This window comes from Amycolatopsis anabasis (assembly GCF_009765355.1).
GTDB classification, from domain to species: domain Bacteria; phylum Actinomycetota; class Actinomycetes; order Mycobacteriales; family Pseudonocardiaceae; genus Amycolatopsis; species Amycolatopsis anabasis.
Genome location: NZ_VTHK01000065.1, coordinates 23,329 through 44,977 on the forward strand (window position 1 = coordinate 23,329; position 21,649 = coordinate 44,977).

The window sequence follows — 21,649 nt, forward strand, 5'->3', positions numbered from 1 at the left end:
AGATTGCGCCAGCCACCCACGCGGCGCCTGCCAGCCCCGCCCGATACCCGGCTCCCATGATCGACGGGACAGGCCCCAGGCGCGCCCTTCGAGGCGCGGGGATCGCTAGTCGAGCGGCAGGAGGATCTCGAACCGGGTGTCGCCGGGCTCGGATTCCACGCGCAGTGCGCCCCCGTGCCGGTCGACGATGATCCGCCGCGAGATGTCCAATCCCAGCCCGGTTCCTTCGCCGGCGGGTTTCGTGGAGAAGAACGGCTCGAAGATCCGCTCCCGGATCTCCGCCGGGATGCCGGGGCCGGTGTCGCGGATCTCGACGCGCACACGGTCCGCTGTCCGTCCGGTGTGGACGGTGAGGGTGCCCGAGCCGTTCATCGCGCCGACCGCGTTGTCGATCAGGTTGGTCCACACCTGGTTCAGCTCGCCGGCGTACGCGGGCACCGGGGGCAGCGAACGGTCGAAGTCCCGCACCACCGTCACCCCGGCCCCGATCTTGCCGCCGAGCATCACCAGCGTGGACTCGAGCCCGTCGTGCACGTCGATCCACTGGTGCGGCGCGCGATCCATCTGCGAGTACTGCTTCGCCGCACCCACCAGCGTGGAGACCCGCGTGGTCGAGTCCTCGATCTCGGCCATGAGCATCTCGGTCTCCAGCGCGTAGGCCAGCCACCGGACCGCGCCGTCGAGCAGCGTGGCGCCCACCGAGTCCAGCACGTGCTCGAGGCTCTCCGCGGTGAGCCCGGCCGCGGTGAAGATCGGTGCGAGGTCCCAGCCCTGTTCGATCTCGTGTTCCTCGAGCCAGTCCCCGACCTCGTCCTCGCGATCGGCCTGCTGCATCGCGGTCAGCCTGGGCGCCGAGGCGACCTGCTTGACCAGCCGCTCCTGCACGTCCAGCAACTGTTCGAGCAGGTCCGGCTCGATGTCCTTCTTGGCCAGCAGCGCGAGCTTGTGGCGCATCCCGGCCACCCGCTCGCGCAGCGCCGCCGTCGCCCGCACCGCGGCGGCCGCGGGATTGTTCAGCTCGTGGGTCAGCCCGGCGGACAACTCGCCGAGCGCGAGCAGCCGCTGCCGGGAACCGATCACCGCTTCGCTGTTCCGCATGCCGAGGAACATGCCGTCCAGCAGGTGCGTCGCCATCGGGAACCAGCCGCGGAACTGGGCCGCGAACTCCTCGGCGGGCAGGGTGAGGAAGGTCAGGTCGCTGACCGCGTGCACCGACGCCGAATAACGCTGCTCACCCCGCTGGCCCATGAAGAACTGGGTCGCGCCGCAGTAGGCGCCGCGCTGCTCGGAGCGGATCAGGTCAAGTTCGCTGCCGCCGACCAGCCTGGTCAGCCGCAGCGCGCCGGACAGCAGCACGTAGAAGCAGGTGGCCGGGTCGCCCTCGCGGATGATCACGGTGCCCGCCGGGTAGTCCTCCCGCACGGCGTGCTCCAGGATCCAGTCCAGCTGATCGTCGGCGAGGTGCTCGAACAGGAACAGGCCGCGCAGGTCCGCGCGAGTCATGGCCAGTGTGGTCACTGTTGCTCCAGGTAGCGATGTACGAGCGTGACGGCCATCGCGCCTTCGCCGACCGCGGAAGCCACCCGTTTGACCGACTGGGCGCGGACGTCACCGGCGACGAAGACCCCGGGGATCGAGGACTCCAGGTAGTGCGGATCCCGGTCGAGCGGCCAGCCCGGCGGGCGACGCCCCTCGACCACCAGGTCCGGCCCGGTGCGCACGAACCCGTGGCCGTCGCGGGCGATGCCGTCGCCGAGCCACTCGGTGCGCGGCGCGGCGCCGATGAACACGAACAGGTGGCCGGTTTCCACGGTTTCCGTCTCGCCGGTCTCCTGGTCGCACAGGGTCAGCCGCTCGAGGTGGTCGTCGCCGTCGGCTCGCACCACCGTGGTCCGGGTCCGCACGTGCACGTTCTCGATCGCGTCCAACTGCTCGATCAGGTAATGCGACATCGACGCCTGCAGCGAGGGACCCCGTACCAGGAGGGTGACCTCGCGGGCGTGCCGGGAGAAGAACACCGCGGCCTGCCCCGCCGAGTTCGCGCCGCCGACGATGTACACGTGCTCGCCCGCGCATTCCGGCGCTTCGGTGGACGCCGATCCGTAGAACACGCCGCGCCCGGTCAGCTCCGCGACCCCGTCGGCCTCCAGGGCCCGGTAGGAGACGCCGCTGGCGAGGACGACCGAATGCGCGGCGATCTCGCTGCCGTCCCCGAACCTGATCACCCGAGCCGAACCGCGGGCCTCCAGCGCCACGACGTCCCGCGCGGTCAGCACCTCGGCGCCGAACTTCTGCGCCTGCCTGCGGGCCCGGTCGGTCAGCTGCGCACCGGAAACCCCGTCCGGGAAGCCGAGGTAGTTCTCGATCCGGGAGCTCTGCCCCGCCTGGCCGCCGGTGGCCTGCCGCTCGACCAGCACGGTGCGCAGCCCCTCCGACGCGCCGTAGACGGCCGCACCCAGCCCGGCCGGACCGCCACCGATCACGACCAGGTCGTAGAACTCCGCGGCGGGGCGCGTGGACAGCCCCACCGCGTCCGCGATCCCGTGCTCGTCCGGATTCTTGAGCACTGCCCCGTCCGGGGTGATGAGCACCGGGATGTCCCCGGCGGTGGCGCCCGCCGCCTCCAGCAACCGGGCAGCCTCCGGTTCGTCCACCGAATACCACCGGTACGGCACCGCGTTGCGCGCGAGGAACTCGCGAACCCGGTACGAGGGCGAGGACCAGCGGTGTCCGATGATCTTGGTCTCCTCGACCGGCCGGTCCCCCGCCGCGCACCAGGTCTCCACCAGCGCGTCGACCACCGGGTAGAGCTTCTCCTCCGGCGGATCCCACGGCTTGAGCAGGTAGTGATCGACATCGACGACGTTGATCGCCTGGATCGCGGCGTCGGTGTCGGCGTAGGCGGTCAGCAGTGCCCGGCGCGCGTGCGGGAACAGGTCCATCGCCTGCTCGAGAAAGGTGATGCCGTCCATCTGGGGCATCCGGTAGTCGGCGAGGATGGCCGCGACAGTGTCCCCGCGCAGCTTGAGCTCCCGCAACGCGTCGAGCGCATCGGTCCCCGAATCCGCGCGGATCACGCGGTAGTCCTGGCCGTACCGGCGGCGGAGGTCACGGGCGACCGACCGGGAAACGGCCGGGTCGTCGTCCACGGTCATCAGAATCGGCAAACTCACGGGTCCACAGTAGACGAGGAGGCCGCCCGGCCATCCCGGTTCAACGCGCCGACGCCGTGCGGACGCGAAAGGCGCGGTCTCGTCAACCGGCGGTCTGGTGGCGGAAGCACCACCGCCAGTCCTCACCGGGCTCGTACGACTGGATCACCGGGTGGTCGACCGCCCGGAAATGCGCGGTGGCGTGCTTGCCCGGCGAACTGTCGCAGCATCCGATGTGCCCGCAGGACAGGCACATCCGCAGATGCACCCAATCACGCTTGCCTTGGGCCAGGCAGTCCGCGCACCCGTCCACCGGTGTCGGCCGCACGTCACCCGACGCCGCGGCGAGATCCTCGCAGGTGACCATCTCCCACCCTCCCGGTCCGGCCACCGAGTCTTCCCCGCACCGAGCCGGCGCGCACCTCGGCGCCACCCGACCAAGTGACGCTCAGCACGGATTCTCGTCGTGTTCCATCTCGTCGAGCCGGTCGAGGACCGCGGTGCAGGCTTTGGCGAACTGGCCGAGCCGTTGCGGCCCGAGGGCCTCGATGAACACCTCGCGCACCGCGGCGGCGTGTACCGGCGCGGCCTCGCTGATCGCCGCGAACCCCTGGTCCGTCAGCACCACCTCCGGATACCGCACGCCGGGTACCGGTTCCCGGCAGATCAGGCCGCGCCGCTCCATCCGGGACAGCTGGTGGGACAGGCGGCTCTTCTCCCACTCGGTCGCCCGGCCCAATTCGACCGCGCGCATCCGCCGCCCCGGCGCCTCCGACAGGCTCACCAGGATCTCGTAGTCCTGTGAGGACAGATCGAACTCCCGCTGGAGCTTGCGCACCAGGTGCGTGGTCAGCCGCTTCTTCATCGACAGATAGGCGCGCCACGCCCGCTGCTCGGTCTCGTCCAGCCAAGGCTCCTTGGTCATGGCCCGATCCTAACCGGTTACGTTGACGAATCAACCAACCCGGCCAGGTCGTGAGTGGTGCGGGCGGTTCTAACCGCCCTGACCGGTCACGACCTCCGCGCGAAGCAACCGCCGCATACCCAGGTTGGCCAGCCGCATGAGGAGGGCGTACCCCGGCGGGCAAAGGCGCTGGACCAGGTGGATCAGCTGGATGTCGCGCGAGGTGTAGACCAAGTACCGGCCGCGGCGCATGCCGCGCAGGATCGCCACGGCGACCTGTTCGGGCGACACCGCGTGCCTGCGGAACCGATCCCGCAGGCGCGCGAACACCGGGCTCGCCGTATCGACACCCGCGATCTCGACCGTGTCGGTCAACGGAGTGCGCACCCCGCCGGGACAGACCAGGCTGACCCCGATGCCGTGCGCCCGCAGGTCGAACCGCAGCACCTCGCTCACTCCGCGCAGCCCGAACTTGCTCGCGCTGTAGGCCGCGTGCCAGGGCAGCCCGATCAACCCCGCGGCCGACGACACGTTGACCAGGTACCCGCCCCGACCGGCCGCGATCATCGGCGGCAGGAAGGTCTCGATCACGTGGATCGGGCCCATCAGGTTGACCTCGACCATCGACTGCCAGTGCCGGTGCTCGAGCCGGTCGACCGTGCCCCAGGCCGAGATGCCCGCGATGTTCATCACCACGTCGAGGCTCTCGCAATCAGCGTGGATCTCCTGTCCGAGTTCGCGTATCTCGGACAGGCTGCTGACGTCGGCGGCCTTGGCGCAGGCGACCACGCCACCGGAATCCCGGATCTCCCGCACCGACTCCGCCAGCAGCCTTGCGTTGAGGTCGGTGAGGTAGAGCCGCGCGCCCTCGGCCGCCGCGAGCCGGGCAGTCGCCCGGCCGATACCGCTGGCCGCGCCCGTGATCAGGACCCGCTTCCCCGCGATCATCACGCGACCGAACCTATTGATGAACACCAGTGTTCGTCAATAGGTTCGGTCGACTTTCCGGAACTCGCACGCCCAGCTACGAGCCGGTTCTCGGCCAGCTCACTTCAGCCGCGGTCCGCACCGACGCAATCCCGGAGCGACGCCCGTCACCCGGACCGATCGCGGTTACCCGCGAGCGTCGTCCTGGCCCCAGTCCAACGGGGACAACCGGGCCAGTTCCTCGTCCCGCTGCGTGAACTCCGCGATGTCCCACTTCCCGGTGTTGTGGAACGCCACGATCTGACCGTCGCGGAAGATCTTCGTCTGGACGCCCTCCCACTCCCCGGCTCGTGGCCCGGCGGGCACCCGCAGCTTCGTGGCCGCGTGCACCAGCTGGATCCCGTCACCGAGCGGTTTGCTGGCCGTCACCCGGATCTTCAGCGTGCTCCCCCGGTAGATGGTGTCGAAGATCTTCTGGTGCTCGCGGCCGATGACCTCCCGGCCCTTCTGCAACCGCCCCAGCGCGTCGATGTAGTCCGCGTCCTCGGCGAAGTTCGCCGCCCACGCGGTGCCGTCGGCCGCGTTCCACGCGCGCTCCATCTCGGCGATGACCTCGTCGACCGTCATCGTCCACCCGCCTCTCCCTAGATCATTGATCTAGTACTTAGAACAACGTTCTAAGTTGAGAGTACACCGTGCCCGCTCCGCTAGCACTCCCCGCTCGCCACCGCCTGTGCGGGCGTGAACTCCAGCCGGACCGCGTCGGTTCGCGGGAGCACGATCGTGGTGCCGTTCGACGACGTCCAAGTGGCCGGCACCAACACGTACTGGCCGCCGGACTGGAGCAGGAGCTTGAGCCCGTCATACCGGTACCGGTACGCGGCCTCCGCCTCCCGGCAGGCCACCTGCCGCACCTCTCCGGAAGCGGTCAGGTTCAGGCTCTTCGCGCTGTACACCTGCACCGCGGGCAGATCGGGCACCCGCGCCTCGACCTCGAACGCCCGGCGCGTCCCGACCGCACTGGAATAGTCGCTGACCGCCCAGAAGAAGCCGACGCTCATCAGCAGGTAGACGATTCCCCATTCCGCGACGCCGGAGTTCGGCTCCCGGACTCCCCTACCGGCCAGGAAGCGGCGCCACGCGAAGAAGTCCAGCAGAACGCCGGTCGCGAACAACAGACCCGGTACCCCCGCGTATTCCCGGAAACCCGCGGGCGCGATCATGACGCCCACGGCCAGCCCGATGAACGTCGTTCCGGCGATCGCCGCGACCGGGGTGCACACCCGCAACACCGCACGCCAGGTACGCGGCCGCAGCACCGTTTTCAGGAACCGGGCGACGCACAGCAGCACCAGCGACACCCCGGCGAGCACGGCCAGCGGCACGAACAGCCCGTCCACGCCACGGGCCAGGATCTCGTCGACGGGCTGCCCGAGAATCGTGTAGTGCACCCGGAAATGCCGGAAGAACACCTGGGTGTACAGGTACCCGAAGAAGAACAGCAGCGCGGTGAGCAGCGTGGTGTTGGCCACGACCGCACCGGCGACCTTGAGCGCCCGGGAAGATCCGGTCGCCCCGCCCGGCGCGGCCGTTCGCCGCATTCGCGACCGGTGCACCATCACCCGTCGCCGGCCGTGGTCACCGTGGTGGCCGGGGAAGACGTGCCCGGCTTGGGCGGTTTCGGCCCGGACTTGTTGCGAGAGCAGGGATTGCTGACCACGATCGTGATCGTCGCACCCCAGCGGAGCGGCCGGGCGTATTCGAAGTCGGTCACCCGGCAGTCAAGGCCGTCCGGATCGACTCCCCGGTACACGATCGCGAGTTTCACATTGCATCCGGTCCCGGGGCATTTGCGGGCGAGGTCCTCGCGAATACCGGTTTCCGCGTTGGCCAGGGTGCCCTGCCGGAAGGTGGGGTCGTAGTCGATCGGGCTCCCCAGCGCACCGGGCGTGCGCTTGACCGGGGACCGCGACGTGGTCGATTCGCCGCGGCCCGGCTCCGGCGAGGCAGGCGTGGAAGTCTCGGTGGCCGAAGGGGTCTCGGACGTCGACGGCCGGGGCTGCGGTGCGGTGGGGCTGCCGCAGGCGACCAGGAAGAACGCGAACACCACGAGTCCGCCGTTTCGCCATCGCATGGGCCTCACCGTCCCGACAATCCGTCCGTGCCCTGCAGGAGGATTCTCGGTGCTGGGAGATACCTGAGCCGAGCCGCACGCGGATGTCAGCCCTTTCGGGCAGCCGGAAGGGCGGCGGCGCCGCGGTCAGGACAGCTGCGGTATCACTTCGGCGGCCAGGCGCTCCATCTGCTCGGCCTGATCGAACAGCGGGGTGAACAGAACGAGTTCCGCGCCGGCGTCGGCGACCGCCCGCACGCCGTCTACGCAGTCCTCCGGTGTGCCCGCGACGGCGACGTCTTCGAATCCGCGCTTGCCGTAGAGCTCCGCCAACCCGTCGGCGATCCGGCGGCGCGCACGAGGTGCATCGTCGTCCACCGCGACGTACACCCGTTTGGCGATCGGGAAGTCCGACCGGCCTTGTTCGGCGAGGAGTTCCCGCACCTGCCGCACCTGGTCGGCGAAATCCGCCGTGGTGGACGAACCCGCGCCGAAGAACCCGTCACCGTGCCGCACCGCGCGAGCGAGCGCCTTCGGATGGTGCCCGCCGAACCAGACCGGCGGGCCGGGCTTCTGGAACGGTTTGGGCTCCATGGCCGCGTCTTCGAGCTGCCAGAACCGGCCGTCGAAGGTGACCCTGGGCTGTGTCCACAACGCACGCATCAGCCGCAGTCCCTCGGTGAAACGCGAGATCAAACCCTCGGACTGGACGCCGAACGCCGAAGTCATCCTGCCGCGGCCACCGGCGCCCACCCCGACCTCCAGGCGGCCGCGGCTGAGCTGGTCCAGCGAACTCAGGCTCTTGGCCAGCTGCACCGGGTTGTGCAGCGGCGTGACGAACACCGCGCATCCGAGGCGCAGCCGATCGGTGCAGGCGGCCGCGAAGGTCATCGTCTCGATCGGCCCCAGATGCGGCGTGGCACCCAGTACCTGCTCCTGGGTCCAGCCGCTGTCGAAACCGAGCGCCTCGGCACGCCGCACGTAAGCGCGAAAAGCGGTCGGATCGAATTCCCCGTCGGCGGAGAACTGGGGGATGGAGATGGCGAAACGCATACCGCCGACCCTACCTGGGTAGTTCCGCGTCCAGCCGCTCCAGGATGGTGCGCACTTCCTCGTCCGCCAGCGAAACGAGCTCGAGCACGAGCTCACCGGAACCCGCCCGATCGGTCATGACGAAGATCGGCGGGCGACCCGCCCGCAGCTTCGCGGCCAGGGCGGCGGCATCAACACCGTCCGAAACGGACAGCACCACCCGGGAAACCGGCAATCCGGCCGGATCGGCCCACTCCCGCGCACTGATCCCGGGAAGCCGGCCAGCCGCCCGCACGAAGTCCGCGACCTTCGCGGCCTCGCGGGCCACCCACTCCTCGCGATCCGCGGCCTGCCACTCGTCGAGCGCGGCGAGGACACCGACGATCGCCTCTTTCGTCGGTTTCATCCCGCGGCCGATCCCCTTGTCCTGGGCCCGAACCGCGCGCACCAGCTGCCGGGTCCCGAGCACCAGCCCGGCCGTCGGTGACGCCAGGTACTTCTGGCCGCTGATCAGCACCGCGTCCGCTCCGGTGGCCAGCAACTCGCCCACCCGGGGAAACTGGGCAGCCCCGTCGATGATCACCGGCACCCCGTGCCCGTGTGCCGCACGGACCGCCGCGGCGAGATCCACCGGCTCACCCGGCCGGACCAGCCGGGACGACACGAGCAGCAGGCAGGCGACCTCCGCACCGGCGAGCACCGCGGTCAGCTCGTCGACACCGCACCGCTCTTCCGTCCCGGCGAGAACGACATCGGCACCGGCCAAACGCACGGCCTGCAGGTTCGACTGCCCGTAATCGACCGCATGGCCCGCCGGCAGCACGACCCGGTGGCGCATGCCGGTGGTGTCCGGCAACGCGGCGATCCGCTCGGGATCGCTGCCCGCCATCGCGGCCGCCACCGCGATGGTCGTCGCCGCGGCCGTGCAATGCACCACGGCTCCGGCCTCGGCGCCGGTCGCGTGCGCGATCGCCTCGCTCGCGCGATCTCCCAGCTCCTCCAGCACGAAGAACTCCGGCAGCGCCGCCGCGACGGCCGCGGCGACGGCGGCCGAACTCCGCGACACCCCTAGCGGTGTGTACGTCCCGCAGGCGTTGACGACCTCGGACAACCCCAACCGTTCATGAATACCCACCCCACGCACCCTAGAGCCGCCGCCCGGAGAGTCGTGCGGGGCGAGGTCGCTACGGGGTCGGGCCGCAGGCCGCGTGGCCCAGGCGCACCGAGCCGGTGATGGTCGACGCGGGGAGGAAGTCGATGCGCAGCGTGGTCAGCGCGATGCTGCCGTCACCGGGCAAGGTCTGGATGTTGAACACCGCGTTCGCCAGCACGGTGCCGTTCGACTTGGTGATCGGCTTCGTGTAGTTGACGGGCATCGGGGACGGCAGACCGGTGATGCCGCTCAGGCCGCTGAAATGCCAGTTGGCGCTCGTCTGGGACTGGGTGCCGGTGCAGGTCACCTCGTAGTTCCGGATCCTGATCCGCGGCCCGCCGACACTCACCAGCGCGGAAAGCTCGAAGTCGCTCCCGGTCGCTTTCGACGTCGTGGTCGTGACGTCGTTGGCGGGATCCGTCACGGTCGTCGTACATGCGGAGGTCCCGCTGCCGAAGCGAACCCCGGGCCGGGACACGGGGGCGGACGACGCACTCGTCGGACCTTCGACCGCGCACTCGGCCAGTACCGGGATCGTGCTGGTCGTCCCGGATTTCGTGAAGTCCGCCGAACCGAGGTTGGCGGTGCCCGCCGGGGTGCCGGCCTGGGCGGGCGCGATACCCCCGCCGAGGCCAATCAGAAACAGCGTTCCGGCGAGTCCTGACCACCTGGCGACGGTGCCGCGCATCTCGCTGCCCTCCTTACTGGGGACGGAGCACCGTCCGGAGCGACGGTCCTTCTTCGTCCTGAGTCCCCGCACTGGCAGCGCCCGTTACGCCAATCGTCGTAATCACCCGTTCGTGGGTCATGGGCGCAGGACTGCGCGGCAGCCGCCGACGGAATCGCCGTCACGCGTCGGCCGAGCTGGACCGCTCGATCGCGTCCAGCCTGCGCCGGAGGTGGGCGCGTTCCGGTTCGGTACCGGCCAGGGCGAGCGCCTCCCGGTAGGCCGCCGCGGCCTCGGCGTGGCGGCCGAGCCGGTGCAGCAGGTCCGCGCGGGCGGCCGGATAGGGGTGGTAGCCGCGCAGCAGTGGTTCGCTCGCCAGCTCGTCGAGCAGTGCCAGCCCCGCCGCCGGGCCGTCGCGCATCGCCACGGCCGCCGCCCGGTTCAGCGCGACGATCGGGGACGGCGTGAGCGCGAGCAGCACGTCGTAGAGCGCCACGATCTGCGGCCAGTCGGTGGTGGCGAGGTCCGCGGCCTCGTCGTGCAGCGCGGCGATCGCGCCCTGCACCCCGTACGGGCCGGGCGGTCCGCCGGTCAGCGCGACGGACACCAGGCCACGGCCCTCCTCGATCATCGCGCGGTCCCATCGACCGCGGTCCTGCTCGTCGAGCAGCACCGGCGTGCCGTCCGGACCGGTCCGGGCGCCGCGCCGGGCGTGGATCAGCAGCATCAGCCCGAGCAGGCCAGCGACCTCGCGCTCGGCGGGCAGCAACCGGCGCAGGATCCGGGCCAGCCGGATGGCCTCCTCGGCGAGGTCGAGCCGCTGCAGCCGCGGGCCCGAGGTGGCCGCGTACCCCTCGGTGAAGATCGAGTACACCACCTGGAGAACGCCCGGCAGCCGCTCCGGCAGCTCATCCGCACCCGGCACCCGGAACGGGATGCGGGCCTCGCGGATCTTCTTCTTCGCCCGCACGATCCGTTTGGCCATCGTCGCCGGTGGGACGAGGAACGCCCGCGCCACCTCGGGCGTGGCCAACCCGGCCAGGCAGCGCAGGGTCAGCGCCCCGCGGTCCTCGGCCGCGAGCGCCGGATGGGCACAGGTGAAGAACAGCTGCAGCCGCTCGTCCGGCAACTCGCTGTCCACATCCGACGCGGGAGCGGACTCCGCCCGGTCGGCCTCCACCTGCAGGATCGCCAGCCGCGCGGCGAAGGCCTGGTCGCGCCGCAACCGATCGACCGCCTTGCGCCGCGCGGTGGTCATCAACCAGGCGCCCGGTTTGGGCGGAACGCCGTCCACCGGCCAGCGCGCCAGCGCCGCCTCGATCGCCTCGGAGGTGACCTCCTCGGCGAGGTCGAGATCGCCGAAGCGGCGCACGAGGGCCGCCAGCAGCCGACCGCGTTCCTCCCGGAACACCGCCTCCACCGACGACCCCGCGTGCTCGCCTCGCACGTCAGACTCCGAAGTCGGCGATCGGCCGCACCACGACCGAACCGCCCCCGAGCGCGCCGGGGCAGCGGGCGGCCCAGTCCAGCGCGGTGTCCAGGTCCGGCACGTCGATGACGTAGAACCCGCCGAGCACCTCGCGGGTCTCGGCGAACGGCCCGTCGGTCACGGTCCGCTTGCCGTCCTCGCCGACCCGCACCGCCGTCGCGGTGACCAGATCCGCCAGCGACTCCCCGGAGACGAAGATGCCCGCCTCCTGCACCGCCTTGTCGTAGGCCATCCAGTCCTCGACCTCGCATCCGGCGGCGCCACCGTTCTCGTCCATCGCCCCGGCGTTGATCAGCAGCATGTACTTCATGGCCGAACTCCTTCGTTGTCGACGTGCGGCAGGGGTGCCGCACGCCATCACTACGAACGGGACCCGGCCGGATGGACACGCCCCCGGAAGAATTTTCCACGGCGCGAGACAGCCGCCTCGAGCGGCGGCCGGTTGATGCCCCCGGTGACCCGGACCCGCGCGTTCGCCAGCACCGGACGGAGATCCCGCACGGCCCGGTCGACCCGCGATTGCTCGGCTTCGTCCCACACCCGGACGTCGACCGCCACGCATGCGTCGGCGGGGACGGTGTTGACCGTCGTTCCCGCGGACAGGACCGTGGGCACCACGGTCGTGCCGCGTTCCGGATCGGTGAGCGCGGCGACCGCGAGGATCTGGTGCGCGATCTCCACCCCGGCGTTCACGCCCTTCTCCGGTTCGAGTCCGGCGTGCGCCGATCTCCTCGTCCCCGGTGATCAGGATGGACAGCCCCGCCCGATCCACCGCGGCGGCGGCGTGCAGCGCCATCACGACGCCCGCCTTCATGTCGAAGCACCCGGGACCGCGCAGCACGCCGTCGCGCACGGAGAACGGGTGGGTCCGCAGGGAACCCAACGGCCACACGGTGTCGTGGTGCCCGAGCAGCAGGACGCGGGGCGGCCCGGCGCCGAACCGCCACCGCAGACTGCTTCGGCCGCGACCTCGAAGTGCACCGGCTCAACGGCCGCTGGCTCGCCCACGCCAAACCAGCACCGAACTAGGTCGTGAGTGGTGCGGGCGGTTCCAACCGGCCTGAAGCACCCGGTCCCCTCACCCCACTGGCAGGCCTCACGACCCCAGCAGGCGGCCGACGCCGCCGATTCCGGGGAAGGGTTTGCGCTCGTCGAAGCCCTCGCCCCCGTCCGGCCGCCATACCGGTGGCGGCGCCAGACCGGGTTCGACCAGTTCGAATCCGTCGAAGAACTCGGCGACGGCGGCGCGGGAGCGGAGCGTGAACGGCGTGCCCGCGCGGTGGTACAGCTCCTCGAGCTTTCCGGCGAGTTCCTCGCAGCCTTCCGAACAGCCGTGGGACAGGGCCAGGTAACTGCCGGGCGCCAGCGCGTCCCGGTAGCCCGCCACGATCTTCGCGGGATCCTCGCTGTCGGGAACGAAATGCAGCAGTGCCATCATCACCACGGCGACCGGTTCGTTCAGGTCCAGCACCGAATGCAGCATGCTGGAGTCCAGCAGCGAACCGGGATCCCGCAGATCGGCCTGCACGACGATCGCCGATTCGTTGCCGGCCAGCAACGCCCTGCTGTGGGTCACCGCGACCGGATCGAGGTCGACGTACACCACCCTGGCTTCCGGATCCGCTTCCTGGGCGACCTCGTGGACGTTCCCGCGCGTCGGAATTCCGGAGCCGAGGTCGAGGAACTGGCGGATCCCGGCCGAGACCAGGAACCGCACCGCGCGTTGCAGGAACGCCCGGTTCACCCGCATGACCTGGGGCAGCTCCGGCCAGAACGCCACGGCGTCGGTGGCCAGCTTGCGGTCGACCGCGAAATTGTGCTTGCCGCCCAGCCAGTAGTCGTAAACGCGGGCGGGCGACGGGCGGCCTGGGTCGAAGTCGTCGAGTCGCCAGCCCAGGGCCACGTCGCCGCCAGTCATGCGGACAGTTGTACCCCATCGCCCGCCGATTATGTCAGTGGGTATCCACATTTCTGCCAGTATCGGCACGTTGCGTCTTCCGGATCGGGAACCCAAGCTGGATCGCGAACCGTTGAGGTCGTGGGGTCCTCGTTGAACGAGAGGCGGTGGTGGCCGTCGAGTTGTCGGTTGTGCGCGACGCGCTGGGGGTGTCGGTCGCGGCGGGAGTGCCGGTGCTGCTGTGGGGCAGCCCGGGCACGGGCAAGACCTCGGTGGTGCGGGCCCTGGGCGAATCGTTCGGCTGGCCGGTCGAGGTGGTCGTCGGATCGATCCGCGAGCCGACGGATTTCGCCGGGCTGCCCGTGGTGGTCGACGGCGGCGTGCGGCTGGCCGCTCCGGCGTGGGCCCGGCGCCTGGCCGATTCCGGGCACGGACTGCTGTTCCTGGACGAGCTGACCACCGCCCCGCCGGCGGTGCAGGCGGCCATGCTCCGGATCGTTCTCGAACGCGTGGTCGGCGATCTGGCGTTGCCGCCCGGGGTACGGGTGGTGGCCGCGGCGAATCCGCCGGAACAAGCCGCCGACGGCTGGGATCTGGCTCCACCATTGGCGAATCGCCTGGTGCACCTGGACTGGCCGGTCGACGCCGCCGCGGTCGCCGAAGGGCTCGCGGTGGGCTTCCCGGCCCCGGCCGCCAATGGCCACGCGACCCCGGATCCGGCGCGGCTGGTCGCCGCGCGCGCCGCGGTGGCCGCGTTCCTGAAGGTCCGTCCCGCCCTGGTGCTGCAGGTGCCGACGGTCGCCGCGTTGTCCGGCCGGGGCTGGCCCAGCCCGCGCAGCTGGGAAACCGTGACCGTGCTGATGGGCATGTGCGACACCATCGGCGCCGGTGAGGACGTGCGCGCCGCACTGGTCACCGGCGCGGTCGGCGAGGGCGCCGGAATCGAATTCCTTTCCTGGCTTGCCAACGCGGATCTGCCCGATCCGGAAATCGTGCTGGCCGATCCCGATTCCTTCGAACTGCCCGAACGCAGCGACCGCGCCTTCGCCGTGCTCACCGCGATCGCGTCGGTGGCGATCGCGCGCGGGGACACCGAATCGTGGACGGCCGCCTGGCGCGTCCTGGCCAAGGCGACCGAGGCCGCGCCGGACGTCGCCACCCTGGTCGCGCAGTCCCTGGCCGCGGCGCGGCCGCACGGTGCGGCGCTCCCCTCGGAAATCCTGGCCCTCACCCCGGTCCTGCGCGCCGCGGGACTGCTCGACGGGAACCGGGGGACGGGACGGTGAGTCTCCGCGCGCGCCGCGTCGACGCGTTGACCGCGGCCCAGCGGCAGAAGTGGGCCGCCGCCCGGGTGTGGACCGCCCGGCAGGCACCCTACCTCGCCTCCGCGGTCCTGGCGCTCGAACCGATCGTCATCGAACAGGATCCGCCGAGCCACGACCTGCGGGCGTTCCCCGCCGATCCCGCCTGGCACATCTACCTGGACCCGGCGGCACTGGACACCGCCGCGGTGCCGGAGCTCGGCTTCTGGCTGCTCCACCAGGTCACCCACCTGCTGCGGCACCACGCGGACCGCCGTCCCGGCGAGGACCCGGCGCGGTGGAACCTCGCCGGGGACGCGGAGATCAACGACGATCTGCGAACCGACAACCTGCGCCTGCCGGACCGCGCGGTGACCCCGGCCGGTCTCGGGCTGCCCGACGCGTGGACCGCGGAGCAGTACTGGGACGCGTTGGACGGCACACCGCCACCCGCGGACCGGGTGGACTGCGGCACGGGCGCCGACGGCATCCCCCGGGACTGGAACTGCGGTCTCCCCGGGCTGTCCGAGACCGGCCGGAAACTGCTGCGCCGGGAGGTGGCGCGGCGGATCCGGGAACACCACCGCGGCCGGGGTGACGTCCCGGCCGGGTGGCAGCGATGGGCGGACGAGGCCCTGGATCCGGTGGTGAACTGGCGGCAGGTGCTGCGCTCGGCGGTTCGTCGCGGCGTCGCGGACATCGCGGGCCGGGTCGATTTCACCTACCGGCGGCCGTCCCGCCGGGCCGCGGCGATGCCGGAGATCATCCAGCCGGGCCTCCGCCAGCCGCTGCCCGTCGTGGCCGTGGTGGTCGACACCTCCGGCAGCATGAGCGATTCGATGCTCGCGCAGGTGCTCGGCGAGGTCGACGGGCTGCTGAAGAGCCTCGGCGTGGCCCGGAACCGGCTGCACGTCGTGTGTTGCGACGCGCAGGCCCATACGGCCCAGCGCGTGTTCAGCGCTCGCGAGGTGCGGCTGCTCGGCGGCGGTGGCACCGATATGGGCGCCGGGCTGTCCGCCGCCGCGGAGCTCAAACCCCGTCCCGATCTGGTCATCGTGCTCACCGACGGCCACACCCCGTGGCCCGCCGGGCCACCACGAAGGGCGAAAGTCGTGGTGGGACTGCTGGATCCGGCCGGCTCGGCGCCGGGCTGGGCGGCCTCGGTCGCCATCGACCCCGCCGAGGTGGTGAGCGGCCGGTGACCCGCCTCGACCCCGAACAGCCACCGGAAAACCTCACCGCGTGGCTGGCCGCCGGATGGCGCCGGCCCGAAGCTCAGGCCTGGCGGCGCTGGAACTTCACCCTCGACCAGGCCCGGGAATGGCGGGAGTCCGGTGTGGCCGAGGCGTTGACCGCCGCGCAGTGGCAGGCCGCCGGAGTGGAGCCGCGGGCGGTCGGCGACTGGGTCGCCGCGCGGATCACCTCCGCCGAAGCCGTTCGCTGGCACGAATTCGGTTACGACCTCGAGCAGGCCCGCGAGCACGCGAAACAGGGACGCGGCCCGGACGAGGCCTACCAGCAGGAAACCATCGCCCGGCGGTTCACCGGTGGCAGCCGCCAACCGCGCATGGCCGCCGCGCGGTCGGGCGAGCGCATCCAGGCGTTCCTGAAGGCGGGCGTCCAGCACGACGTGGTGCGCGGCTACTTGTCCGCGGATTGGCTGGATGACACCGCCCTGGCCTGGGCGGAACAGGGAATCCAGGTCTGGGACGCGCGCATCTGGAAATCGCTCGGGCTCACCCCGGCGGAAGCCGCGGAACTCCAGCAGGCGGAAGTCACCCCGATGCGGGCGGTCGAAGAATGGTGGCGCGCCGGCATCCCGTTCGACGAGGTCGCCGACTGGCTTGGCGCCGGGCTCACCGCCGCCGAGGCCGCCGAACAACGCGCCGCCGGAGTGACCGTCGAACAGGCCGCCGCCTTGCGCGCCCTCCGCCGCGGCGGCGCGCTCTGAGCACCGTCGCCGGACATACCCGAATCAGAGCTTGCGGACCCGGGTGGCACGAAAACGGAAGCCGTCCTGGCTGGCCGGTTCGTAGTCGAACTCGACCTGCTCCCCCTCCGCCAGCGCGCGGAAACCGGTGCCTTCTATCGAGCTGAAGTGGACCCACGCGTCGAAACCGTCCGGGAGTTCGGACGAAGCGATCGCTCCCCAGCCTTTCTCGGCCCGATAGAACTTCACGATGCCATGCGCCACGAAATCAGGGTAACGAAGCCAGTAGCACCGCCGTCGCCAGAGCTATGCGTGGACGCCGCTGCCATGCTCGAGGTGGGCGAGAGTCCGTTCGATGCACCGAACGCATTCGTCGACGCCCTGCTTCGCGGTGTCCACGCGCAGATCGGGTGCCACCGGTGTCTCGTAGACATCGCCGACCCCGGTGAGCCCGCTGATCTGGCCGCGTTCGGCCAGGGCGTACAGCCCCTTCACATCCCGGGCCGCGCATACCGCCAGCGGCGCGTCCACGTGGACTTCGACGAACGTCAGCCCGCGGGCTTCGTGCGCGGCCCGGACCTGGTCGCGGGCGTGCCGGTAGGGCGCGATCACCGACACGACGGCGAGGACACCGTGGGCGGCCAGCATCAGGGCTAGCTCACCGATGCGCCGGATGTTCTCCATCCGATCGGCCCGGTCGTACCCCAGCTCGGGAAACAGGTTCTTCCGCACCGCGTCACCGTCCAGGTGCTCGACCGCGCGGATCGGCCGTTGCCGGTCGGTCAGGGCACGCGCCAGCGTGGTCTTCCCCGAACTGGGCAGACCCGTCAGCCACAGAGTCGTCGACACGGCGTGACTCCCCCGAACCGCCGCACTAGGCGGGCAATCCCAGCAACGCCCGGTACGACATTCTGTCGTTGACCTTGGGAAACGGCTCGTCCGGCACCGGTACGCCGAGGAACGCGCACAGGGGCTTCCAGCCGTCACCGACCTCCCACACGAGCAGCCGGTCGGCCGGCACCTCGCTCCGCACCGCCGCGTTGTGGCGGTGGAAAGCGGCGATCATCTCGTCCCGGGAATGCAGGTCTTCGGTCAGGCCGCGGGCGATGACCCTGACCCCCAGTTCGGACAGCCGTTGAAAAACGGGGACCACGGTCCCCGGCGGCGGGGGCTCCGCCGATCGCGGTGTCGTGAGCGCCGCGTAAACCGTCGACCGGAAGCTGGTGTACCACTCGTCCGGATCGCGCAACGAAAGCACGACGCGCAAATCGGGAAAGGCCGCGGTGAGTTCTCGCCAGAAGGCGCACACCGGCCAGTCCAGGCCGGACCGGTACCCCACGAAGAACGCGTCCCAGTCAACGTCCTCTCCGTCGCAGGCACGTGTCCAGGCCGCGGCGTGCCCGGGCTCGCTCCACATCATTTCGGCGCTGTAGCACGGGCCCAGGCCGAGCCGGACGAGTGCGGCTTTCAGGGAATGTGTTCCGGTCCGGCCCAGGCCGGCATTGATGACGTGCATGGTCTCCCCATGTGAATTCTGCGATGTCGGCCCGGATCGGCACGCCTCGGCGCTATTCCTTGCGCGCCAGGAAGACACCGTACTGTTTTAGCCCGTCTATCCACTCGCCGACAACCCGGAACCGGTAGCGGCCGAGTTCCTCGACGAGTTCCGGGCGCCGGAACTTGAACGAGTAGTCCACCACGATCGATTCCCCGCGTACGAGGTTCAACTCCATCCCCAGGCCCGCCAGTCGCACCCGCTGAGCTTCACTCGCGTAGATTCGTGCTTCGATGGTGCTGGTGACGGTGTTGTAGTGGCAGTATTCGTAGTAACGTTCCAGCGCGAAGTCCCCACCGAACAGTTCGTTGATGCGATGCAGCCGATTCAGGCGGAACTGTCCCCACAGATCGCTTCCCGGCGGATCGTTGTAAGCGGTTTCCAGCATGGCGGGCCGCTTTTCGAAGTCCGCCGTGGTGAGGAAGTAGTCGCCCGGGCGACACGCGTCGGAAATACGTTCGAGCAGCAGGTCCCGTTCGTCGGCGAGCATGTTGCCGAGTCCGCTGCCGATGAACGCGAAGACGCACGGACCGGCGCGGTTCTCCCGCACCCAGTCCAAACCGGACTCCCATTTGGCGATCAGGCCGATCACCGACAGATCCGCTACCGCCTCGAGCAGCCGCTCCGCGGTCCGCTCGAGCATCTCCTTGCTCACGTCCACGGGCAAGAACGTCGTGGGCTTGCGTTCGGCCATCGCCTCGAGCAGGGCCCGGGTCTTGCGAGCGCTCCCGCTACCCAGTTCCACCAGCCAGTCGCACCCCGCCAGCTCGGCGATCTCCCGTGCGTGCGTACGCAGCAGGCGTAGTTCGGTCGCGGTCAGGTAGTACTCGGGCAGGCGGGTGATCGCATCGAAGATTTCCGACCCTCGCTGGTCGTATCCGTAATACGAAGGAATCCGCCGCGGACTGGCCCGGAGCGAGGTTCTGAGGTCCGAACCATCGAGCCAGAGCGCTTCGGGTTTTTCGAGTTCCAGGACCTTCAGCCGTTCTTCCATGTTCGCGCGCGCCCTCAGTCCGTGACCAGTCCGAGCGACCACAACAACGCGGCGCCGGCGGCGGTGCGCTTGTGATACGCCTGGCGCCGCACGATGGAGTAATCGGCGTCCAGGACGTCGTCCGCGACCTCCTCGCCCCGGGTGGCGGGCAGGTCGTGCATCAACACGGTCCGGCCGGGCTCGGCGAATCGGGCGAACACCTCCGCCGTCACGCTGAACGGTGCGAACGCCGCACGCCAATCGGCAGAGCCGCGTTTCGTGCCCATCGATTCCCACCGGGTCGTGTAGACCACGTCGACGGGATCCGGATCGTCCGGAACCTTGTCGAACATGCGGAACCGGGAACCCCAATCCGCACCGGCACCGGCCAGGGCCGCCGTGGCCTCGTCCAGCCCGAATCCGGGTGGGCAGTAGAAGTCGCACCGGACACCGGGAATCCGCGTCAGCAGCAGCGCGAGCGCGGCCGCGGTGTTGTTCCCCTCGCCGAAATAGGCGAGCCGGGTGCCTTCGACCTTGCCGAAGTGCTCGTACAGGGCGCAGTAGTCAGCGATCGCCTGGGTGGGATGCTCCTCGATGCTGAGTGCGTTGATAGTGGACGGAAGGTGCTCGGCCAAGGTGCGCATGTCGTCGAGGGGGCCGTTGGTCCGGATCACCACCGCGTCGAGATACTCCGACAGCACGCGACCGGTGTCCGCCCAAGTCTCTCCGGTGCTCAGTTGCAGGTCCCCCGGGCCGTAACTGATGACGTCGGCCCCCAGGTCGCCGGCCGCACGCCAGAACGAAGTCCGCGTCCGAGTCGAAGGTGCGCTGAACAGGAGGCCGACGCTTCGGCCGTCCAGGATGCCGCGAAACGAATCGGGGGCCGTCGCGAATTCCACCGCCAGCTTGAGGAGCTTCTCCCGCTCGTCGGCATCGACGTACCGGTACGACAAGAAAGGTCTCGCCTTGCCGAATTTCGCATCGGTTCGTGGCCTGAAACGGTCGACTTGCACCACAACTGACCTCCTCATCCGGCAAGAAGTCCCGGTACGGGGTGTTGGTCGAAATCGATGCCGTGCCGCTACCGGTGCCGATGTGGCACTGACGAGTCGGGGGCAGCCCTTGCGATACTACTCCGATTCGACACAGTGCCGTCAAGGTCACGAGCATGGCGAATACCCAGAGAACTGCACCCGAAAGCCAGCGCTGCCAACGCAACCGGCACGAGAAGCGCTCCGCGAGCTCCGCAAACTTCCACCGCACTGCCCGCGACCGCGTTACCCAGAGCGGTTCCCGCCAATGACGCCGACAACAGCCAGGTGAACGATTCGGTAATAATCCCCGGCGGGGCCATGGCGCCGATGAGCCGGAATTGCGCGATACTTGCCGGCGCAATCGAAAAACCGCCAATAATGAGGAAAATCGCCAGCAAGATCAGGCCAGGTGCCAGTGGAATCGGCATCAAGCCGATCGTCATCGCGACGAGCCAGGCTCGGTATTGTCCGCTCAACGGCCGGTGCGAGGTCCGGATGCCCTGCCACAGGCCGCCGGCGATGCTGCCGATTCCCAGGGCGGCGAGGAGCAGACCGGTCAGTTTTCCGGCGTGGTGTTCGGTCGCGAAACCGGTCACCGCGACCTCCAGCGCCCCGGTCGAGGCGGCACCGGCGAGCGCGACGACGAGCACCCCGGGAATGCCGGGGACGCCGAGCGCGCCCAGCAGGGGCGGGCGTCGCCGATCCACGGGCCAGGATCGGCACGCGGGCGCGAGCGCCACGGCGACGGTGCCCGCGAGTGTCAGCGCGGCGATGACGTACAGCGCCAGGGCGGGAGACTCGACCACCGCGAGCCCGGTGACGATCGCGGGACCGGCGGCGTAGTAAATGACTTGGAGGAGTACGGCGTCCAGGGAGAACGCGGCTTCCTGCAGTTCGCTCGCGGGCAGCCGTTGCCACAGCACCCGGACCACGGGGCCCACCGGCGGGAGGCACGCACCCGCCACACCGGCCGCGACGAGCACCGCCGCGGCGCCGTCGAACCAGGCCCCGGCGCCCACGATCGCCAGCAGCGCCACGGGTTGCAGGACGCCGAGCACCAGCAGCACGGGACTCGCGCCGAAACGATCGACCAACCGCCCGCGGAGTGGACTGGATATGCCGCTCGCCAGGGCGAAACACGCCGTAGTCGAACCGGCGAGCCCGAAGGAACCCGTGTCCCGGTGCACCTCGAGGAGGACCGCCAGCGTGGTCATCCCCAGCGGAAGCCGCGCCACCACCGACCACAGCGCGATCCCCGGAACGCCCGGTTCGGCGGCCAGCGCGGCAAACCGGCTCAATCCCGCCAGCGCGGCTCGCACCACGACAGCCCCCGTGTCCCTCGACCGTCCCCTCTCCCCCATCCTGCCCGAACCCGGGGCGTCCGGTCAGCGGCACGGGCCACCGCCTTGCACACGTGCGGGAACCGGGTGCTGGGGTCGTGAGTGTTCAGGCCGGTTAGAGCGCAATGCCGGGTAGTTAGGGCTGGGTGGGGGGTGTCAAGGCTGTGATGGGTGCGGCTCCT

At 70.2% G+C, this 21,649-nt stretch carries 23 protein-coding genes and 1 pseudogene; 3 read left to right on the plus strand and 21 right to left on the minus strand.

The genetic code is table 11. The features are described 5' to 3' along the window. Window positions 1-105: 105 nt before the first annotated feature. The 15 genes and pseudogenes from FXO23_RS43470 to FXO23_RS43540 form a co-directional block, all read right to left on the minus strand. A complete protein-coding gene (locus FXO23_RS43470) occupies window positions 106-1,503 on the minus strand; it encodes an ATP-binding protein (RefSeq protein WP_179957047.1) in 1,398 nt (465 codons plus the stop codon). An 11-nt stretch (window positions 1,504-1,514) separates the two neighbouring features. Continuing rightward, window positions 1,515-3,173, minus strand: a complete 1,659-nt coding sequence (locus FXO23_RS43475) for an FAD-dependent oxidoreductase (protein WP_158893545.1) — start codon at window positions 3,171-3,173, stop codon at window positions 1,515-1,517. 82 nt (window positions 3,174-3,255) lie between these two features. Further along, entirely contained in the window at window positions 3,256-3,543 is a 288-nt protein-coding gene (locus tag FXO23_RS43480) for a UBP-type zinc finger domain-containing protein (RefSeq protein ID WP_343034584.1), read from the minus strand. Window positions 3,544-3,600: 57 nt separating this feature from the next. Beyond that, on the minus strand, window positions 3,601-4,077 hold the full coding sequence (locus FXO23_RS43485; RefSeq protein WP_158893547.1) for a MarR family winged helix-turn-helix transcriptional regulator: 477 nt from the start codon (window positions 4,075-4,077) through the stop codon (window positions 3,601-3,603). 69 nt (window positions 4,078-4,146) lie between these two features. Then, window positions 4,147-5,004, minus strand: coding sequence for an SDR family oxidoreductase (locus FXO23_RS43490; RefSeq protein WP_158893584.1), 858 nt, complete (start codon window positions 5,002-5,004; stop codon window positions 4,147-4,149). Window positions 5,005-5,169: 165 nt separating this feature from the next. Beyond that, window positions 5,170-5,610, minus strand: coding sequence for an SgcJ/EcaC family oxidoreductase (locus tag FXO23_RS43495; RefSeq protein ID WP_158893549.1), 441 nt, complete (start codon window positions 5,608-5,610; stop codon window positions 5,170-5,172). Window positions 5,611-5,690: 80 nt separating this feature from the next. Further along, window positions 5,691-6,584: a hypothetical protein gene (locus FXO23_RS43500; protein WP_158893551.1), complete on the minus strand. Its 894-nt coding sequence runs from the start codon at window positions 6,582-6,584 to the stop codon at window positions 5,691-5,693. A gap of 17 nt (window positions 6,585-6,601) precedes the next feature. Then, entirely contained in the window at window positions 6,602-7,117 is a 516-nt protein-coding gene (locus FXO23_RS43505; protein ID WP_158893553.1) for a hypothetical protein, read from the minus strand. Window positions 7,118-7,243: 126 nt separating this feature from the next. Continuing rightward, window positions 7,244-8,149: an LLM class flavin-dependent oxidoreductase gene (locus tag FXO23_RS43510; RefSeq protein ID WP_158893555.1), complete on the minus strand. Its 906-nt coding sequence runs from the start codon at window positions 8,147-8,149 to the stop codon at window positions 7,244-7,246. A 10-nt stretch (window positions 8,150-8,159) separates the two neighbouring features. Continuing rightward, entirely contained in the window at window positions 8,160-9,263 is a 1,104-nt protein-coding gene (locus FXO23_RS43515) for a PLP-dependent transferase (RefSeq protein ID WP_218952334.1), read from the minus strand. Between the two features lie 49 nt (window positions 9,264-9,312). Then, on the minus strand, window positions 9,313-9,969 hold the full coding sequence (locus FXO23_RS43520; protein WP_158893557.1) for a hypothetical protein: 657 nt from the start codon (window positions 9,967-9,969) through the stop codon (window positions 9,313-9,315). 160 nt (window positions 9,970-10,129) lie between these two features. Next, window positions 10,130-11,395 carry an RNA polymerase sigma factor gene (locus FXO23_RS43525; RefSeq protein WP_158893559.1) on the minus strand — a complete coding sequence of 422 codons (1,266 nt, stop codon included), beginning with the start codon at window positions 11,393-11,395 and terminating at the stop codon, window positions 10,130-10,132. 1 nt (window position 11,396) lies between these two features. Next, entirely contained in the window at window positions 11,397-11,747 is a 351-nt protein-coding gene (locus FXO23_RS43530) for a YciI family protein (RefSeq protein ID WP_158893561.1), read from the minus strand. Between the two features lie 104 nt (window positions 11,748-11,851). Then, window positions 11,852-12,401 (minus strand): annotated as a pseudogene (locus tag FXO23_RS43535) (M20/M25/M40 family metallo-hydrolase); the annotation flags it as partial. 132 nt (window positions 12,402-12,533) lie between these two features. Beyond that, on the minus strand, window positions 12,534-13,355 hold the full coding sequence (locus tag FXO23_RS43540) for an SAM-dependent methyltransferase (RefSeq protein ID WP_158893563.1): 822 nt from the start codon (window positions 13,353-13,355) through the stop codon (window positions 12,534-12,536). Window positions 13,356-13,501: 146 nt separating this feature from the next. Here FXO23_RS43540 and FXO23_RS43545 point away from each other — a divergent pair, with 146 nt between their 5' ends. From FXO23_RS43545 to FXO23_RS43555, 3 genes are read left to right on the plus strand one after another with little or no spacing between them, the layout of a single operon-like run. Further along, window positions 13,502-14,620 carry an AAA family ATPase gene (locus tag FXO23_RS43545; RefSeq protein WP_218952336.1) on the plus strand — a complete coding sequence of 373 codons (1,119 nt, stop codon included), beginning with the start codon at window positions 13,502-13,504 and terminating at the stop codon, window positions 14,618-14,620. Beyond that, window positions 14,617-15,837, plus strand: coding sequence for a vWA domain-containing protein (locus FXO23_RS43550; RefSeq protein ID WP_158893565.1), 1,221 nt, complete (start codon window positions 14,617-14,619; stop codon window positions 15,835-15,837). Before FXO23_RS43545 ends, FXO23_RS43550 begins: the two co-directional genes overlap by 4 nt. Further along, the gene (locus FXO23_RS43555) at window positions 15,834-16,586 is read left to right on the plus strand and encodes a hypothetical protein (protein WP_158893567.1); all 753 of its coding nucleotides are present in this window, start codon (window positions 15,834-15,836) and stop codon (window positions 16,584-16,586) included. The genes FXO23_RS43550 and FXO23_RS43555 overlap by 4 nt, the downstream gene beginning before the upstream one ends. A 24-nt stretch (window positions 16,587-16,610) precedes the next feature. Here FXO23_RS43555 and FXO23_RS43560 read toward each other — a convergent pair whose 3' ends face one another. The 6 genes from FXO23_RS43560 to FXO23_RS43585 all read right to left on the minus strand — a co-directional run bounded on the left by FXO23_RS43560 (window position 16,611) and on the right by FXO23_RS43585 (window position 21,446). Then, window positions 16,611-16,829, minus strand: coding sequence for a cold-shock protein (locus FXO23_RS43560; protein ID WP_158893569.1), 219 nt, complete (start codon window positions 16,827-16,829; stop codon window positions 16,611-16,613). Window positions 16,830-16,871: 42 nt separating this feature from the next. Further along, window positions 16,872-17,414, minus strand: coding sequence for an adenylyl-sulfate kinase (gene cysC, locus FXO23_RS43565; protein WP_158893571.1), 543 nt, complete (start codon window positions 17,412-17,414; stop codon window positions 16,872-16,874). A gap of 25 nt (window positions 17,415-17,439) precedes the next feature. Further along, window positions 17,440-18,081: a sulfotransferase family protein gene (locus tag FXO23_RS43570; protein ID WP_158893572.1), complete on the minus strand. Its 642-nt coding sequence runs from the start codon at window positions 18,079-18,081 to the stop codon at window positions 17,440-17,442. A gap of 52 nt (window positions 18,082-18,133) precedes the next feature. After that, a complete protein-coding gene (locus FXO23_RS43575) occupies window positions 18,134-19,114 on the minus strand; it encodes an L-histidine N(alpha)-methyltransferase (RefSeq protein ID WP_158893574.1) in 981 nt (326 codons plus the stop codon). 14 nt (window positions 19,115-19,128) lie between these two features. Next, complete coding sequence (locus FXO23_RS43580) at window positions 19,129-20,046, minus strand: ornithine carbamoyltransferase (protein WP_158893576.1); 918 nt, start codon at window positions 20,044-20,046, stop codon at window positions 19,129-19,131. Window positions 20,047-20,174: 128 nt separating this feature from the next. Further along, the gene (locus FXO23_RS43585; protein WP_158893578.1) at window positions 20,175-21,446 is read right to left on the minus strand and encodes an MFS transporter; all 1,272 of its coding nucleotides are present in this window, start codon (window positions 21,444-21,446) and stop codon (window positions 20,175-20,177) included. Window positions 21,447-21,649 lie beyond the last annotated feature (203 nt).

Coding starts and splice junctions, on each gene's coding strand:
- FXO23_RS43570 (WP_158893572.1), bottom strand. CDS start 18,081: ATGCACGTCATCAATGCCGGCCTGGGCCGGACCGGAACACATTCCCTG.
- FXO23_RS43520 (WP_158893557.1), bottom strand. CDS start 9,969: ATGCGCGGCACCGTCGCCAGGTGGTCAGGACTCGCCGGAACGCTGTTT.
- FXO23_RS43505 (WP_158893553.1), bottom strand. CDS start 7,117: ATGCGATGGCGAAACGGCGGACTCGTGGTGTTCGCGTTCTTCCTGGTC.
- FXO23_RS43540 (WP_158893563.1), bottom strand. CDS start 13,355: ATGACTGGCGGCGACGTGGCCCTGGGCTGGCGACTCGACGACTTCGAC.
- FXO23_RS43530 (WP_158893561.1), bottom strand. CDS start 11,747: ATGAAGTACATGCTGCTGATCAACGCCGGGGCGATGGACGAGAACGGT.
- FXO23_RS43510 (WP_158893555.1), bottom strand. CDS start 8,149: ATGCGTTTCGCCATCTCCATCCCCCAGTTCTCCGCCGACGGGGAATTC.
- FXO23_RS43485 (WP_158893547.1), bottom strand. CDS start 4,077: ATGACCAAGGAGCCTTGGCTGGACGAGACCGAGCAGCGGGCGTGGCGC.
- FXO23_RS43490 (WP_158893584.1), bottom strand. CDS start 5,004: ATGATCGCGGGGAAGCGGGTCCTGATCACGGGCGCGGCCAGCGGTATC.
- FXO23_RS43470 (WP_179957047.1), bottom strand. CDS start 1,503: ATGACTCGCGCGGACCTGCGCGGCCTGTTCCTGTTCGAGCACCTCGCC.
- FXO23_RS43495 (WP_158893549.1), bottom strand. CDS start 5,610: ATGACGGTCGACGAGGTCATCGCCGAGATGGAGCGCGCGTGGAACGCG.
- FXO23_RS43575 (WP_158893574.1), bottom strand. CDS start 19,114: ATGGAAGAACGGCTGAAGGTCCTGGAACTCGAAAAACCCGAAGCGCTC.
- FXO23_RS43500 (WP_158893551.1), bottom strand. CDS start 6,584: ATGCGGCGAACGGCCGCGCCGGGCGGGGCGACCGGATCTTCCCGGGCG.